This window comes from Streptomyces sp. NPDC006610, assembly GCF_040611575.1.
Classification (GTDB): domain Bacteria; phylum Actinomycetota; class Actinomycetes; order Streptomycetales; family Streptomycetaceae; genus Streptomyces.
In genome coordinates, this window is the sequence record NZ_JBEXOP010000025.1 from 100,577 (window position 1) to 114,122 (window position 13,546).

The window sequence follows — 13,546 nt, forward strand, 5'->3', positions numbered from 1 at the left end:
CGCGCGGATCGCGCCCGCTGCTGCATCTGTACCGGTTCTGACGTGAAGTCTTGACGGTTCCGTGACCCGCCAGTTAACTCACGCGATGATCTAAGACGTAAGTGGTTTCGAGAGTCTTCCGTGGACTACGAGAGTCGAGGGACGTTCCCATGCGAAGAACCGCCCTGCTCGCCTGCGCCACCCTGCTCACCGGACTGCTCCCGCTCGCCGCCGCGGGCTCCGCGTCCGGCGCCGACGATCCCGCCCCCGTTCCGATCGACCGCTTCGAGGGCGAGGTCCCGTTCGCGAACCCGCCCGCCGAGGGCCTGTTCACCTGGGGCAGCGACACCGACGACCCGCCCGCGCTGCGGCTCGACGCCCGCGCCGACGCCCCCGAGGGCGAGCGGGTGCTCGCCGGTTCCTACGACATCAGCGGCTACGGCGGCTTCACCCACGAGTTCGCCTCCGCCGAGCCCGCCCACGACTGGTCCGCTCACCGGGGCATCCGCCTGTGGTGGGAGGGCCGCGACACCGGCAAGAGGATCGCCTTCGAACTCAAGGACGGCGGCGCCCACGGCGGCGCGTCCGAACTGTGGACGACCTCCTTCACCGACGACTTCACCGGCTGGAAACAGCTGGAGATCCCCTTCGCCGACTTCACCTACCGCACCGACTACCAGCCCGTCGGCGGCATCGACCAGATCCTCGGCCTCAACGAGGTCTGGGGCTACGCGCTCACCCTTCCCGTCGGCCTCAAGGGCGAGTTCGCCATGGACGGCGTCGAGCTGTACGGGAAGGCCGATCAGTCGCTGCGGGCCTCCGTCGTCACCGGCGCGGCCGTGCACCCGGTCCACGAGGGCGGCAGCGCGACCGTCGAGATCACCGTCGCGACCACCGGCGCAGCGCCCCTCGACGAGCCCGTGACCGTCTCCTACGAGACCGCCGGCGGCACCGCCTCCGACGCCGACTACACCCCCGTCGAGGGCGAGTTCACCTTCCCGGCCGGCACCGCCTCCGGCGCCAGCCGCACGGTGGAGGTCCGCACCCTGAAGGACCGGTCGGCGGAGTCCGCCGAGACGATCCCGCTGAAGCTGACCGTCACCGGCGCCAAGCCCCCCGCCGAGACCCCGCAGGTCGTGGTCGACGCCCACGGGCTGCCGTACCTCGACGAGCGGCTGCCGGTGAAGAAGCGCGTCGCCGATCTCCTGTCCCGGATGTCCCTGGCCGAGAAGGCCGGCCAGATGACCCAGGCCGAGCGCGGGGCGCTCACCGCCGCCGGGGACATCGCGGCGTACGACCTCGGCTCGCTGCTGTCCGGCGGCGGCTCCACGCCCACCCCCAACACGCCCGAGGCCTGGGCGAAGATGATCGACGGCTTCCAGCTGCGGGCGCAGGCCACCCGCTTCCAGATTCCGCTGATCTACGGCGTCGACGCGGTGCACGGCCACAACAACCTGGTCGGCGCGACGATCATGCCGCACAACATCGGCATCGGCGCGACCCGCGACCCCCGCCTCGCGCAGGAGACGGGCGCCGTGACCGCCGCCGAGGTCCGCGCCACCGGCATCCCCTGGGACTTCGCGCCCTGCCTGTGCGTCACCCGCGACGAACGCTGGGGCCGCTCCTACGAGGCATTCGGCGAGGACCCGGCGCTGGTCGACGTGATGGAGACGGTGATCCAGGGCCTCCAGGGCCGCGCGAACGGCAAGGACCTGGACCGCGGCGACAAGGTGCTGGCCACCGCCAAGCACTTCGTCGGCGACGGCGGCACCGCGTACGGCTCCTCCACCACCGGCACGTACACCATCGACCAGGGCGTCACCAGGGTCACCCGCGAGGAGCTGGAGGCCGTCCACCTGTCCCCGTACCGCACCGCCGTGGACCGCGGCGTCGGCACGGTCATGCCGTCCTACTCCTCGCTCGACCTGATCGGCGACGGACAGGGCCCGGTGAAGATGCACGCCCGCGCCGACATGCTCAACGGCGTGCTCAAGGACGAGATGGGCTTCGACGGCTTCGTCATCAGCGACTGGGCGGCCATCGACCAGATCCCCGGCGACTACGCCTCCGACGTGCGCACGTCCGTCAACGCCGGACTCGACATGATCATGGTCCCGTACGACTACCGCGGCTTCCACACGACCCTGGTCGAGGAGGTGCGGGCCGGCCGGATCGGTGAGCGGCGGATCGACGACGCCGTGGCGCGCATCCTGACGCAGAAGTTCCGCCTCGGCCTCTTCGAGCGGCCCTACGCCGACACCTCCGGCGCGGACGCGATCGGCTCCGCCGCGCACCGCGCGGTCGCCCGCGAGGCGGCGGCGAAGTCGCAGGTCCTGCTGAAGAACGGCGGAGGCCTGCTGCCGCTGCGCACGAGCCAGAAGGTGTACGTCGCCGGATCCAACGCCGACGACATCGGCAACCAGTCCGGCGGCTGGACCGTCACCTGGCAGGGCGCCTCCGGCGACATCACCCCCGGCACCACCGTCCTGGAGGGCCTGCGCCGGGCGGGCGGCGACATCACCTGGTCCAAGGACGCATCGGCCCCGCTCGACGGGCACGACGTGGGCGTGGTCGTCGTCGGCGAGACCCCGTACGCCGAGGGCGCGGGCGACGTCGGCAACGGCCACGACCTGGAGCTGTCCGCCGCCGACAAGGAAGCCGTCGACAAGGTCTGCGCGGCCATGAAGTGCGCGGTGCTGGTCGTCTCGGGCCGGCCGCAGCTGATCGGCGACCGGCTCGACGCCATCGACGCGCTGGTGGCGTCGTGGCTTCCGGGCACCGAGGGCGACGGCGTGGCCGACGTCCTCTACGGGAAGCGGCCCTTCACCGGGCAGCTCCCCGTGACCTGGCCCAAGTCCGCGGGGCAGCTGCCGATCAACGTCGGCGACGCCTCGTACGACCCGCAGTTCCCGTTCGGCTGGGGCCTGACCACGCTGAGCAGGGTCCCCGAGGGCGGCACGCTCACCCTCAAGGCGCTCGGCGTGGCGGCCCGCGCCGCCGAACGGGCCGGATCCGAGGAGGCCGGGCGCGCGCTGGTCGGCCGGGCGAGGCTGCTGGTCCAGCAGCGGATCGGCCAGGAGATCACGCCGGCCGAGGCCAAGCCCTTCGCGGAGGCGGACCGGCTGCTGCTGACCGGGCGGTACGGGGCGGCCGTGGAGCGGCTGACGGCGGCCTACCGGGCGGCGTAGCGGCGCGGCGGCCCATCGCACTCGCACGGCGCAACGACGGCACGGAGGGGACCGCGTCGGTCCCGGACGGGCCTCGTCGATTCCGCCGGGGAGAAATCCCCGGCGGAATCGATGTCCGAACCCTGTCGATTCGGGTACTTTCGAACATATGAAGGACGTGTTGCGTGTCCTCATCCGTTCGCTGATCGTGCCCGCCCTGGCCGCGATGGCCGTGCTGACGGCCGGCGCGCCGGGCGCGCACGCGCAGACCGACGTCTCCGAGATCGCCCGGCACCTGCGCGAGAGTCCGGTCTACGTCGACCCGGCCGCCGCCGGCCTGCTGAGCGAGGCCGACGCCGAGGCGCTCGCCGACAAGATCGAGGACGCGGACAAACCGGTCTTCGTCGCCGTCCTCCCGGAGGACTACCCGACGCAGGACCTCTTCCGGAACCTGCGCACCGAGACCGGCGTCACCGGCCTGTACGGCATCCGCCTCGGCGACCGCTTCGACGCGCGCGCCGACGGCAGCGTGATGAGCCGGGCGGCCGTGGGCAACCTGGCCTCCGCGGTGCGGGGCGCGGGTGATCCCAAGGCCCAGCTGAACGACTTCGTGGACGGCGCGGTGCGCAACATCGGCGGCTCGGCCCCGAGCGGCTGGAGCGGCGGCTCGGGCGACGGCGTCTCCACGACGGCGCTGGTCACGACCGGCGCGGTCCTCGCGGCGGGCGGCGCGGGCGCGTACGCGCTGGTGCGGCGCAACCGGCGGCGGCACGAGGAGGAGCAGCGCAGGGCGCTGGAGAAGCTGCGGGTCGTGGTGGACGAGGACATCACCGCCTTCGGCGAGGAACTCGACCGCCTCGACTTCCACCCCGGCGAGCCGGGCGCGGACGACGCGATGCGCGCCGACTACGAACGGGCGCTCGACTCCTACGACAAGGCGAAGTCGTCCATGGCCTCCGCGCGGGTGCCCGAGGACGTGCGCGGGGTGACCCAGGCGCTGGAGGACGGCCGGTTCGCCCTGGCGACACTGGCCGCCCGGCGCGAGGGCCGCCCGCTGCCCGAACGCCGGCCGCCCTGCTTCTTCGACCCGCGCCACGGCCCGTCCGTCGCCGACGCCACCTGGACGCCACCGGGCGGAGCCACCCGCGAGGTGCCGGTGTGCGCGGCCGACCGGGCGCGGCTCGCCGACGGGGTGGACCCCATGGTCCGCGAGGTGGAGACCGAGTACGGCCGCCGTCCCTACTGGGACGCCGGTCCGGCCTACGGCCCCTGGGCGGGCGGCTACTTCGGCGGCGGCATCCTGCCCGGCCTGCTCCTCGGCACGATGCTGGGCGGCATGATGGCGACTCCCGCGTACGCGGCCGACTACGGGGCCGGGTACGGCGAGTCCGGCGGGTACGAGGGCGGCGACGTCTCCGGCGCCGACTTCGACACCGACGACTTCAGCGGCGGGTTCGGCGGCGGCGACTTCGGCGGGGGAGGGGACTTCGGAGGCGGCGGCGGGGACTTCGGGGGCGGGTTCTAGACCTGGCGTTCCGGCCCGGGGTTCCGGCCCGGGGTTCCAATCCGGGGGTTCCGGCCCGATGCCGGTGCCGGGAGCGGCGAGGAGCGCGGTCCCGGGCGCCGGCGGGTGTCAGCCGTGGTCGGGCAGCGCCAGCCACTCGTCCCAGGTCAGGTCCCGCCCGATGTACCGGGGCCGCTCGAAGGGCCAGTCCTCGGCGATCCACCGCGGCACGAACGCGTCCAGCGCCCGCTCCAGCTCGCCGCCGGCCTCCGCGTCCACCACCCACCAGCAGATGTCGGCGTCCGCGCCCTCCTTCTCGGGCGGATCGATGTAGACGCAGCCGCGCAGGTCGCTGCCGTCCGGCGTCTCGATGGTGTAGTTGAACGACTGGTGGGCGTCGATCTCCGCGGCGTGCCGCACCAGATCGGCCTCGTTCGCCTCGTACGACATCGTCGCCGAGGGCCAGCCCCAGGCCTTGCCGAACAGGGACCACAGCCGCTCGCGCGAGCCCATCACCGCGGGGTAGTCGAGGGGCGCGTCGGCCCCGCTGATCGGTCGCAGCCGATGCCCGCCGCCTCCGGGTATCTCGACACGGAGGGGATGTTCGAAGTCACGCGGCAACCAGGTCATGGGCGCGAGGCTAGCCTGCGGTTTTCCCCGGCGCACGGCAATATCCGGGGGTCCGGCGGGAGCGGGCACGCCGAGCGCCCGCCCTCTCGGGGGAGTGGAGGGCGGGCGCGCTCCGGGGGCGCCGAACGGGCGGCGCCGGGGGCGTCAGGCGTTCTTGATGGCCGAGACGTCGAAGGTGAGCTTGATCTTGTCGGAGATCAGGACGCCACCGGTCTCCAGCGCCGCGTTCCAGGTCAGGCCCCACTCGGAGCGCAGCAGCTCGGCCTTGCCCTCGAAGCCGACGCGCTCGTTGCCGAACGGGTCCTTCGCGGCGCCGTTGAACTCCAGGTCGATGGTGATCGGCTTGGTGACGCCGAGGATCGACAGGTCGCCGGTGATGCGGTAGTCGTCGCCGCCGAGGGCCTCCGCCTTGGTGGACCGGAAGGTCATGGTCGGGAACTCGTCCGTCTTGAAGAAGTCGGCGCTCTTCAGGTGGCCGTCGCGGTCGGCGTTGCCGGTGCTGATGCTGTCCATGACCACGTCGAGGGAGGCGGTGGAGCGCGCCGGGTCGGTGCCGTCGAGGTGCAGGGCGCCGCTGAAGTCGAGGAACTTGCCCTTGACGTTGGTGACCATGGCGTGGCGGGCGACGAAGCCGATGGTGGTGTGCGCGGCGTCGATCGTGTAGTCGCCGGTCAGGGCGGCGAGCTCCGGGGTGACGTCGGTGGCGGTGGCGGTGGCGGTGTTCTTGTTGCCGAAGAGACCCATGACAAGCACTCCTTCTCGAATGGCTTCTGTTGAACGTTCAACGAGTCCAACGGGAACGACCGTAGCGCTATTCCGTTCAAGTTTCAACAGTTGTGGCGGCCTGCCGAATGATTCACGCCAGCGGGTGGTACTCGGCGTCCGTGCCCTCGGTCGCGGTCCTGGTCGAGCTGATGCGGAGCGCCACGTCGGGCGGCCATGTGAAGTGCTGGGAGCGCTTCGCGGAGAGCGCCGCCGGGCTGCCGGACGACTCCGGGCTCGACCTCACGGTGTACTTCCTCGGCGAGCGGGAGCGGGTCGAACGCCTGTCCCCGCACGTACGGCTCGTCATGCTCCGCCCCCTGATCGGCACGGCCCGCCTCACGTCCGCCCGCGGCGCGGAGGACGTCACCGACCTCGCGCCGTACCACCCGGGCCTGGCCGCGCTGCTCCCCGGCCATGACGTCTGGCACCTCACCCACGCCTTCGCCTACGCCTCCACGGCCGTACGAGCGGCCCGCCGCACCCCCCGCCGCGTGCGCCTGGTGGCGTCCGTGCACACGGACGTGCCCGCGCTGGCCGCCGTCTACGGCCGCTACGCGGCCGGAAGCTGGCCGCGCCCCGCGCGCGAGGCCCTGGCCGCCGGCGCCGAACGAGCGCTGGCCCGCCGCCGCTACCGGCTCCTGTCCGCCTGCGAACGGGTCCTCGCCCCCACCCCCGCCGCCCGCGAGGAACTGGCCCGCGCCCTGGGCCCCGACCGGGTGCTGCCGCTGCGCCGGGGCGTCGACCGGCACCGCTTCCACCCCGACGACCCCGACGGCGCCGCCCGGTCCGCGCTCGTCCGGCGCCACGGCGTCCCGCCGGACCGTCCGCTGATCCTCTTCGCCGGCCGGCTGGACGCCACCAAGGGCCTGCCGCTCCTCGCCGACTCCGTCCGCCTGCTGCGCGCCCGCGGCAGCCCGGCCCACCTGGTGCTGGCCGGCTCCGGAGCGGAGGCCGGCCGGGTGCGCCGCGCCCTCGGGTCCGACGTCACCCTGCTCGGCCCCCTCCCGCAGGAAGGGCTCGCCCACGTGTACGCCGGCTGCGACGTCTTCGCGTTCCCCTCCCGCACGGAGACCTGTGGCAACGTCGTCGCGGAAGCCATGGCGAGCGGCCTGGCGGTCGTCCTTCCGGAGGGCGCCCACACCACGCAGTGGCTGACCGCGCCGGGCGAGGACGGCGTCGTCGTACGGCACGACACGCCCGTAGCCTGGGCGGACGCCCTCGGCGCCCTGATCACCGACCCACCGCGGCTGGCGGCGCTGCGCAGCCGGTCGGCGACGACGGCCCGGACCAGCCACCCGACGTGGGACCGCGTGCTGAGGGAGGACCTCCTGCCGGTGTGGGCGGCGTCGAGCGGCGACGTCCCCGCACGGGCAGCGACCCCTGCGGGCCGGTCGGGCGGCGCCGGAGGGTGAGCGGCGCCTGCCGGGCGGGCGGGGCCCCGGTGACGTCCGACGCGCACGGGCAGGCTCCCGTCCGGGCCGGCGGACCGCCGCCACAGCGCCCCACGGGGGCGCGGCCGGGCGGCGGGCACCCGCCGCCGCTCACCCCGCCCCGTCCGCCCCCCGCCCGTGCAGCGCCGCGATCACCGGTGACGAGTCCAGGCGTACGATCCCCGCCGCCACCAGCGCCAGCCCCGCCACCGTGATCGCGGTGACCGGCCAGCCGGTGTGGAGCGACTCGCCGAAGACCGCCGTGCCCACCGCCACCGCGACCACCGGCTCCGTCGCGTCGATCACCGGCAGGCTCGCGGCGAGCGGGCCCTGCTGGAACGCCGTCTGGATCAGCAGGAGCCCGCCGGCGCTGGCGACGATCAGGGCGTACGGCTGCCAGGCGCCGAGCGTGGGACCGAGACCGTGGCGCAGGCGTTCGACGGTGGCCGCGAGCAGGACCGACTGGGTCCCCATCACCGCCCCCGCCGCCAGCGCCGTCGCCGACGCCCGCCAGGGGCCGGTCAGCAACCGGGCCGCCGCCAGGGCCAGGCACACCAGCACGGCGGTCGCGCCCAGGATCAGCAGCCAGGACAGCGGGCCCGCCGACCCGGGCCGGCCCCCGTGCGGGCGGGCGGAGGCCAGGGCCAGCGCCAGCCCGGCGGCCACCGCCACCGTCCCGGACCACTCCCGCCGGCCCAGCCGCATCCGGTGCAGCCACGCCGACAGCGGCACGGCGAACACCAACTCCGCGACGATCAGCGGCTGTACGAGGCTCAGCGGCCCGAACGCCAGCGCCAGCGACTGGAATCCGTACGCCAGCACCGCCAGTGCGATGCCGGCCAGCCACAGCGGCTCGCGCGCCAGATGCCCCAGCAGCCGCGGCGACAGCGCCTCGTCGTCCGGCCGCCGCGCCGCCGCCCGTTGCTGCAGCACGCCCGCGACGGCGAAACAGACGCCGGCGGCCAGTGAGGCGAGGACGGCGACCGGCACGCTAGTCGGGGTCCGCGGACGCCCGCCCCGCCCCGCGGGTGTGCACGTACAGCAGGCGGCGGTCGCCGACGTCGAGGCGCTTGGGCAGGGGGAGTTCGTAGCGGACGGGCAGGGCGTGGTCGGCGAGCTGGCGGCGCGGGTTGTAGACCTTGTTGAACCGCCACAGCATCCGGGCGAAGTTGGTCTGCCCGTGCAGCAGGTTGCGCCCGAGCACCCGGGCCGCGCCGAACGCCGTGCGCACCCCGAGGTGCTTGCGGTTGATCACGGCCTGGGTGCGCACCAGTTCCTCGTAGAACTTCTCCAGCGGCAGCGTCGTCGGCACCACGGCGTGCTGGATGTCGAAGAGGCGGTAGTCGCGGGTGGTCAGCCGGCGCGACTCGGTGTGCCAGATCTCCGTGCCGGGGTACGGCGTCATCACCGTGAAGTGCACGATCTCCGGCACGGCGAGGGCGAACTCCCGCACGATGCGGAACCGTTCCTCGTCCCACGCCGGATCCACGATCAGGTTGATCGCCACCTGGATGCCGAGCTTGCGCGCGGTCCGCAGGGCCTTGAGGTTCTCGTCGGGACTGATCCGCTTGCGGAACAGCTCCAGGCCCTCGGCGTCGATGGCCTCCATGCCGAGGAACATGTAGCGCAGCCCCAGCCGGGCCCACCGCTCGAACACCTCCGGGTGGCGCAGCAGCACGTCGGACCGGGTCTCCAGGTAGTACCGCTTGCGGATCCGCCGCCGCTCCACCTGCGCCGCGATGGCGTCCCCGTGCTCGGGCCGGATGAAGGCGACGTCGTCCACGATGAACACGTTCGGCTCCCGGATGCGCGCCAGATCGGCGGCGGCGGCCTCGGGGGAGGCTTTGCGGTAGCTGCGGCCGTAGAAGGTCCACGCCGAGCAGAAGGAGCAGTCCCACGGGCAGCCGCGGGTGAACTCGACGGACGCGCACGGGTCCAGCTCGCCGATGAAGTACCGGCGCCGGCCCCGCATGAGGTCCCGGGCGGGCAGCGGCTCGTCGATGCCGTGGAGCATCCGCGGCGCTGGTCCGAGACCCGTCGCCGTGACGATCCCGGGGACGCCCTCGACCCCGCCCTCGCGGACCGCGGTCAGCAGCGGCCCGATCGCCGGTTCGCCCTCGCCGCGCACCACCGCGTCGACCGCGCCCCGGGCCTGCGCGATGACCTCCTCCGCGACGAAGGAGACGCTGTGCCCGCCGAAGAACACGAAACAGCCCGGGAGTTCGCGCTTGACCGCGGCGGCCAGGTCGATCGCCTCCGGGATGTTCGCCAGGTAGTTCAGGGACACGCCGAGGGCCTCCGGCCGGAAGGACCGCACCTCGGCCCGCAGCCGCTTCGGGCTCAGCACCTGGAGGTCGACGACCCGCACCTCGTGCCCGGCCTCGCGGGCGGCGCCCGCGACCCGCTCGAGACCCAGGGGCTCCAGCCGCAGGAAGATCTCCGAGTACAGCAGGGCGCTGGGATGGACGAACAGCACGCGCATGGTCACCTCCGGGGGTGTCCCCTTCGTAACCGGCCCGCCACCGGGCCGCACCGCCCGTACCGCCGCCTGGCCGCACCCCCGGCCCCCAGGAGTGGTCGCCCGGCACGTCGGTTCGGGTGACCGCGCGGGAACGGGCGGCCGCCCGACTGGCGCGGTCCGCCCGTGTGGCGTTGTCCTTGGAACCACGAGTCCCGGCAGACCGGACCGACAGCGCAGGGAGACCGACTCGTGACCCACACCGGCACCTCCGAGCTCACCCCGCCCCTCCAGGGTCCCGTCCGGCGGCCCGTGGCGCTGATCACCGGGGCCTCCTCCGGGATCGGGGCCGCGACCGCCCGCCGGTTCGCCGCCGGGGGCTGGCGCCTGGTGCTCAGCGGGCGCGACGAGCGGCGGCTGAAGGAGACGGCCGGTACGGCGCCGGCGGTCGTGACGCCCGTCGACCTCGCCCACCCGGACGGGCCCCGACGGCTGGCGCGGGCCGCGCTGCGGTCGGCCGGACGCGTCGACGTCCTCGTCGCCGGCGCCGGGATCGGCTGGGCGGGGCCGTTCACCACCATGCCGCACGCCGCCATCGACGAGGTGCTGAACCTCGACCTGAACGCCACCCTCCACCTCGTGCGCGCCGTCGTGCCGTCGATGGTGGCGGCAGGCCGGGGCCGGATCGTGCTGGTCGGCTCCGTCGCGGGCAGCGTCGGCGTGCGCGACGAGGCCGTCTACTCGGCCGCGAAGGCCGGGATCGCCGCCTTCGCCGAGGCGCTGCGCCAGGAGCTGCGCGGCACCGGTGTCGGCGTCACCCTCGTCGTGCCCGGTCCGGTCGACACGCCGTTCTTCGCCCGCCGCGGCACGCCGTACGGCCGCTCCCGACCGCGCCCCACCACGGCCGGCCGCGTCGCGGACGCCGTCTGGGACGCCGTCCACCGCGGCCGGGACGACGCCTACGTGCCCGGTTGGCTGACCCTGCCGGAACGCGTCCACGGCCTCGCGCCTAGGCTGTACCGGCGGCTGGCCGACCGCTTCGGCTGAAGCCGGCCGTGGGCGCCGTCACCGGCCCGGCGGCGCGTCGGTCGGATGAATCTCGCATGACGCACGAACGACGTCCTTGTGCAACCCCTACAAGCCCTTACTCCTGTGAACAGTGGGAAAGCCCGCCACTGTCACTGGTTCTGTTCAGGGGTACCAGGAAAACGCGCCGGAGACTGTACGGAGTCGACGGCTCGCTTTTCGGGCTCGGCTTCGTATGGTCGCTACATGACCGTTTTGGATGAGGCGCCGAGCGAGCCGACGGACGCGCGCGGCCGCGTGGCGGAGTTGCACGAGATCCGCGCCCAGGCTGTCGCGGGCCCCAGCGAGAAGGCGACGGCGGCCCAGCACGCCAAGGGCAAGCTGACGGCGCGCGAACGCATCGAGCTGCTCCTCGACCCGGGCTCCTTCCGCGAGGTCGAGCAGCTGCGCCGGCACCGGGCCACCGGGTTCGGCCTGGAGGCCAAGAAGCCGTACACCGACGGTGTCGTCACCGGCTGGGGCACGGTGGAGGGCCGCACGGTCTTCGTCTACGCCCATGACTTCCGCATCTTCGGCGGCGCCCTCGGCGAGGCCCACGCCACCAAGATCCACAAGATCATGGACATGGCCATCGCGGCTGGCGCCCCGCTGGTCTCCCTGAACGACGGCGCCGGCGCCCGGATCCAGGAGGGCGTCTCCGCCCTCGCCGGCTACGGCGGCATCTTCCAGCGCAACACCAGGGCCTCCGGGGTCATCCCGCAGATCAGCGTCATGCTCGGCCCGTGCGCCGGCGGCGCGGCCTACAGCCCCGCGCTGACCGACTTCGTCTTCATGGTCCGCGAGACCTCGCAGATGTTCATCACCGGCCCGGACGTGGTCAAGGCCGTCACCGGCGAGGAGATCACCCAGAACGGCCTCGGCGGCGCGGACGTGCACGCCGAGACCTCCGGCGTGTGCCACTTCGCCTATGACGACGAGGAGACGTGCATCGCCGAGGTGCGCTACCTCCTGACGCTGCTCCCGCAGAACAACCGGGAGAACCCGCCCCGCGTCGAGTGCTCCGACCCCGCCGACCGCCGCTCCGACGTCCTGCTCGACCTGGTCCCGGCGGACGGCAACCGGCCGTACGACATGGCCAAGGTGATCGAGGAGATCGTCGACGACGGCGAGTACCTGGAGGTCCACGAGCGCTGGGCCCGCAACATCATCTGCGCCCTGTCCCGGATCGGCGGCCAGGTCGTCGGCATCGTCGCCAACCAGCCGCAGACCCTCGCCGGCGTCCTCGACATCGAGGCCAGCGAAAAGGCCGCGCGGTTCGTGCAGATGTGCGACGCCTTCAACATCCCGATCATCACTCTTCTGGACGTCCCCGGCTTCCTGCCCGGCGTCGACCAGGAGCACGGTGGAATCATCCGCCACGGCGCCAAACTGCTGTACGCGTACTGCAACGCGACCGTGCCCCGGATCTCCCTGATCCTGCGCAAGGCGTACGGAGGTGCGTACATCGTCATGGACAGCCAGTCCATCGGTGCGGACCTCACCTACGCCTGGCCGACCAACGAGATCGCCGTCATGGGCGCCGAGGGCGCGGCGGGCGTGATCTTCCGCCGGCAGATCGCCGAGGCGGAGGACCCCGAGGCGATGCGCCAGAAGATGGTCAAGGAGTACAAGTCCGAGCTGATGCACCCGTACTACGCGGCCGAGCGCGGACTGGTCGACGACGTCATCGACCCGGCCGAGACCCGCGAGGTGCTCGTCCAGTCGCTGGCGATGCTGCAGACGAAGCACGCGGATCTGCCCTCGCGCAAGCACGGCAACCCCCCGCAGTAACACTGCGGACACCTCATTCACGGAGACTGACATCCATGAACGTGCCTGACATTCGCGTCGAGAAGGGCCACGCCGGGCCCGAGGAGGTCGCCGCCATCACGGCGATCCTGCTCGCCCGCGCCGCGGCCCACACGCCCGCCCCGACCCCGGCGCACGCCGGCCGGCCCCGCGCGGCGTGGCGCCGCCTGGAGCGCGAGCCCGGCTTCCGCGCGCCGCACAGCTGGCGCTAACAGCAACGAAGAGGCCCCTCCGCAAGGAGGGGCCTCTTCGCATGAACGGTCCGAAATGAACGCAGGTCACGGCACGTCCCCCAGGGTCGCGGAGAACTGCGCGACCAGCCAGGAACCACCTGCACCCGGCGCCGCACAGTCACCCGCCACCCCGGTGGCCGCACGCTGCGCAGCCCGGCGCGACGGGCTGCCGCCCCCAGTGGCACGACTGCCCGCAGGCGGCGGGACACGCGGCCTGCGGGCAGGGCGGCACGTGGTGGGGCGGCAAACGGCCGCAGGCCCTAGCGCAGGCGCGCCATCAGCGCATGTTCCACGAGCGTGATCAGCGCCGACTTCGCGTCGGCACGATGCCGCGCGTCCGTCGTGATGATCGGCGTGTCGGGACCGATCTGCAGCGCTTCCCGCACCTCGTCCGGCGAGTACGGCTGCTGCCCGTCGAAGCCGTTGAGGGCGATGACGAAGGGCAGGCCGCTGTTCTCGAAGTAGTCGACCGCGGGGAAGCAGTCGGCGAGCCGGCGGGTGTCGAC

Annotated in this window: 10 protein-coding genes and 1 pseudogene; 6 read left to right on the forward strand and 5 right to left on the reverse strand. The window is 73.3% G+C overall.

Going from position 1 to position 13,546, the window contains the following annotated elements:
• The first annotated feature begins 149 nt into the window (after nt 1-149).
• A complete protein-coding gene (locus tag ABZY13_RS21025) occupies nt 150-3,167 on the forward strand; it encodes a glycoside hydrolase family 3 N-terminal domain-containing protein (RefSeq protein WP_356632875.1) in 3,018 nt (1,005 codons plus the stop codon).
• A 148-nt stretch (nt 3,168-3,315) separates the two neighbouring features.
• Nucleotides 3,316-4,671 carry a hypothetical protein gene (locus ABZY13_RS21030; RefSeq protein ID WP_356632877.1) on the forward strand — a complete coding sequence of 452 codons (1,356 nt, stop codon included), beginning with the start codon at nt 3,316-3,318 and terminating at the stop codon, nt 4,669-4,671.
• 108 nt (nt 4,672-4,779) lie between these two features.
• Here the strand turns inward: ABZY13_RS21030 and ABZY13_RS21035 are convergent, their stop codons facing one another.
• Nucleotides 4,780-5,280: an N-acetyltransferase gene (locus tag ABZY13_RS21035; protein WP_356632879.1), complete on the reverse strand. Its 501-nt coding sequence runs from the start codon at nt 5,278-5,280 to the stop codon at nt 4,780-4,782.
• Nucleotides 5,281-5,424: 144 nt separating this feature from the next.
• Nucleotides 5,425-6,024, reverse strand: a complete 600-nt coding sequence (locus ABZY13_RS21040) for a YceI family protein (RefSeq protein WP_356632881.1) — start codon at nt 6,022-6,024, stop codon at nt 5,425-5,427.
• Between the two features lie 140 nt (nt 6,025-6,164).
• Here ABZY13_RS21040 and ABZY13_RS21045 point away from each other — a divergent pair, with 140 nt between their 5' ends.
• Nucleotides 6,165-7,457 (forward strand): glycosyltransferase, encoded by a 1,293-nt coding sequence (locus ABZY13_RS21045; RefSeq protein ID WP_356632883.1) that lies wholly within the window; start codon nt 6,165-6,167, stop codon nt 7,455-7,457.
• Between the two features lie 129 nt (nt 7,458-7,586).
• Here ABZY13_RS21045 and ABZY13_RS21050 read toward each other — a convergent pair whose 3' ends face one another.
• Nucleotides 7,587-8,465 carry a DMT family transporter gene (locus ABZY13_RS21050; RefSeq protein WP_356632885.1) on the reverse strand — a complete coding sequence of 293 codons (879 nt, stop codon included), beginning with the start codon at nt 8,463-8,465 and terminating at the stop codon, nt 7,587-7,589.
• Nucleotide 8,466: 1 nt separating this feature from the next.
• The gene (gene hpnR, locus ABZY13_RS21055) at nt 8,467-9,957 is read right to left on the reverse strand and encodes a hopanoid C-3 methylase HpnR (protein ID WP_356632887.1); all 1,491 of its coding nucleotides are present in this window, start codon (nt 9,955-9,957) and stop codon (nt 8,467-8,469) included.
• A gap of 228 nt (nt 9,958-10,185) precedes the next feature.
• Here hpnR and ABZY13_RS21060 point away from each other — a divergent pair, with 228 nt between their 5' ends.
• The 3 genes from ABZY13_RS21060 (at nt 10,186) to ABZY13_RS21070 (ending at nt 13,019) form a co-directional block, all read left to right on the forward strand.
• A complete protein-coding gene (locus tag ABZY13_RS21060; RefSeq protein WP_356632889.1) occupies nt 10,186-10,980 on the forward strand; it encodes an SDR family NAD(P)-dependent oxidoreductase in 795 nt (264 codons plus the stop codon).
• A 225-nt stretch (nt 10,981-11,205) separates the two neighbouring features.
• Nucleotides 11,206-12,789, forward strand: a complete 1,584-nt coding sequence (locus tag ABZY13_RS21065; RefSeq protein ID WP_356632891.1) for an acyl-CoA carboxylase subunit beta — start codon at nt 11,206-11,208, stop codon at nt 12,787-12,789.
• A 35-nt stretch (nt 12,790-12,824) separates the two neighbouring features.
• Nucleotides 12,825-13,019 carry an acyl-CoA carboxylase subunit epsilon gene (locus ABZY13_RS21070; RefSeq protein WP_356632893.1) on the forward strand — a complete coding sequence of 65 codons (195 nt, stop codon included), beginning with the start codon at nt 12,825-12,827 and terminating at the stop codon, nt 13,017-13,019.
• A 281-nt stretch (nt 13,020-13,300) separates the two neighbouring features.
• Here the strand turns inward: ABZY13_RS21070 and ABZY13_RS21075 are convergent.
• A pseudogene (locus ABZY13_RS21075) lies at nt 13,301-13,546 on the reverse strand (ATP-binding protein); the annotation flags it as partial.

Excerpts from the sequence above, each read along its gene's own strand:
- ABZY13_RS21040 (WP_356632881.1), bottom strand. The coding sequence starts at position 6,024 with ATGGGTCTCTTCGGCAACAAGAACACCGCCACCGCCACCGCCACCGAC.
- ABZY13_RS21030 (WP_356632877.1), top strand. The coding sequence starts at position 3,316 with ATGAAGGACGTGTTGCGTGTCCTCATCCGTTCGCTGATCGTGCCCGCC.
- ABZY13_RS21025 (WP_356632875.1), top strand. The coding sequence starts at position 150 with ATGCGAAGAACCGCCCTGCTCGCCTGCGCCACCCTGCTCACCGGACTG.
- ABZY13_RS21035 (WP_356632879.1), bottom strand. The coding sequence starts at position 5,280 with ATGACCTGGTTGCCGCGTGACTTCGAACATCCCCTCCGTGTCGAGATA.
- ABZY13_RS21070 (WP_356632893.1), top strand. The coding sequence starts at position 12,825 with ATGAACGTGCCTGACATTCGCGTCGAGAAGGGCCACGCCGGGCCCGAG.
- ABZY13_RS21065 (WP_356632891.1), top strand. The coding sequence starts at position 11,206 with ATGACCGTTTTGGATGAGGCGCCGAGCGAGCCGACGGACGCGCGCGGC.
- hpnR (WP_356632887.1), bottom strand. The coding sequence starts at position 9,957 with ATGCGCGTGCTGTTCGTCCATCCCAGCGCCCTGCTGTACTCGGAGATC.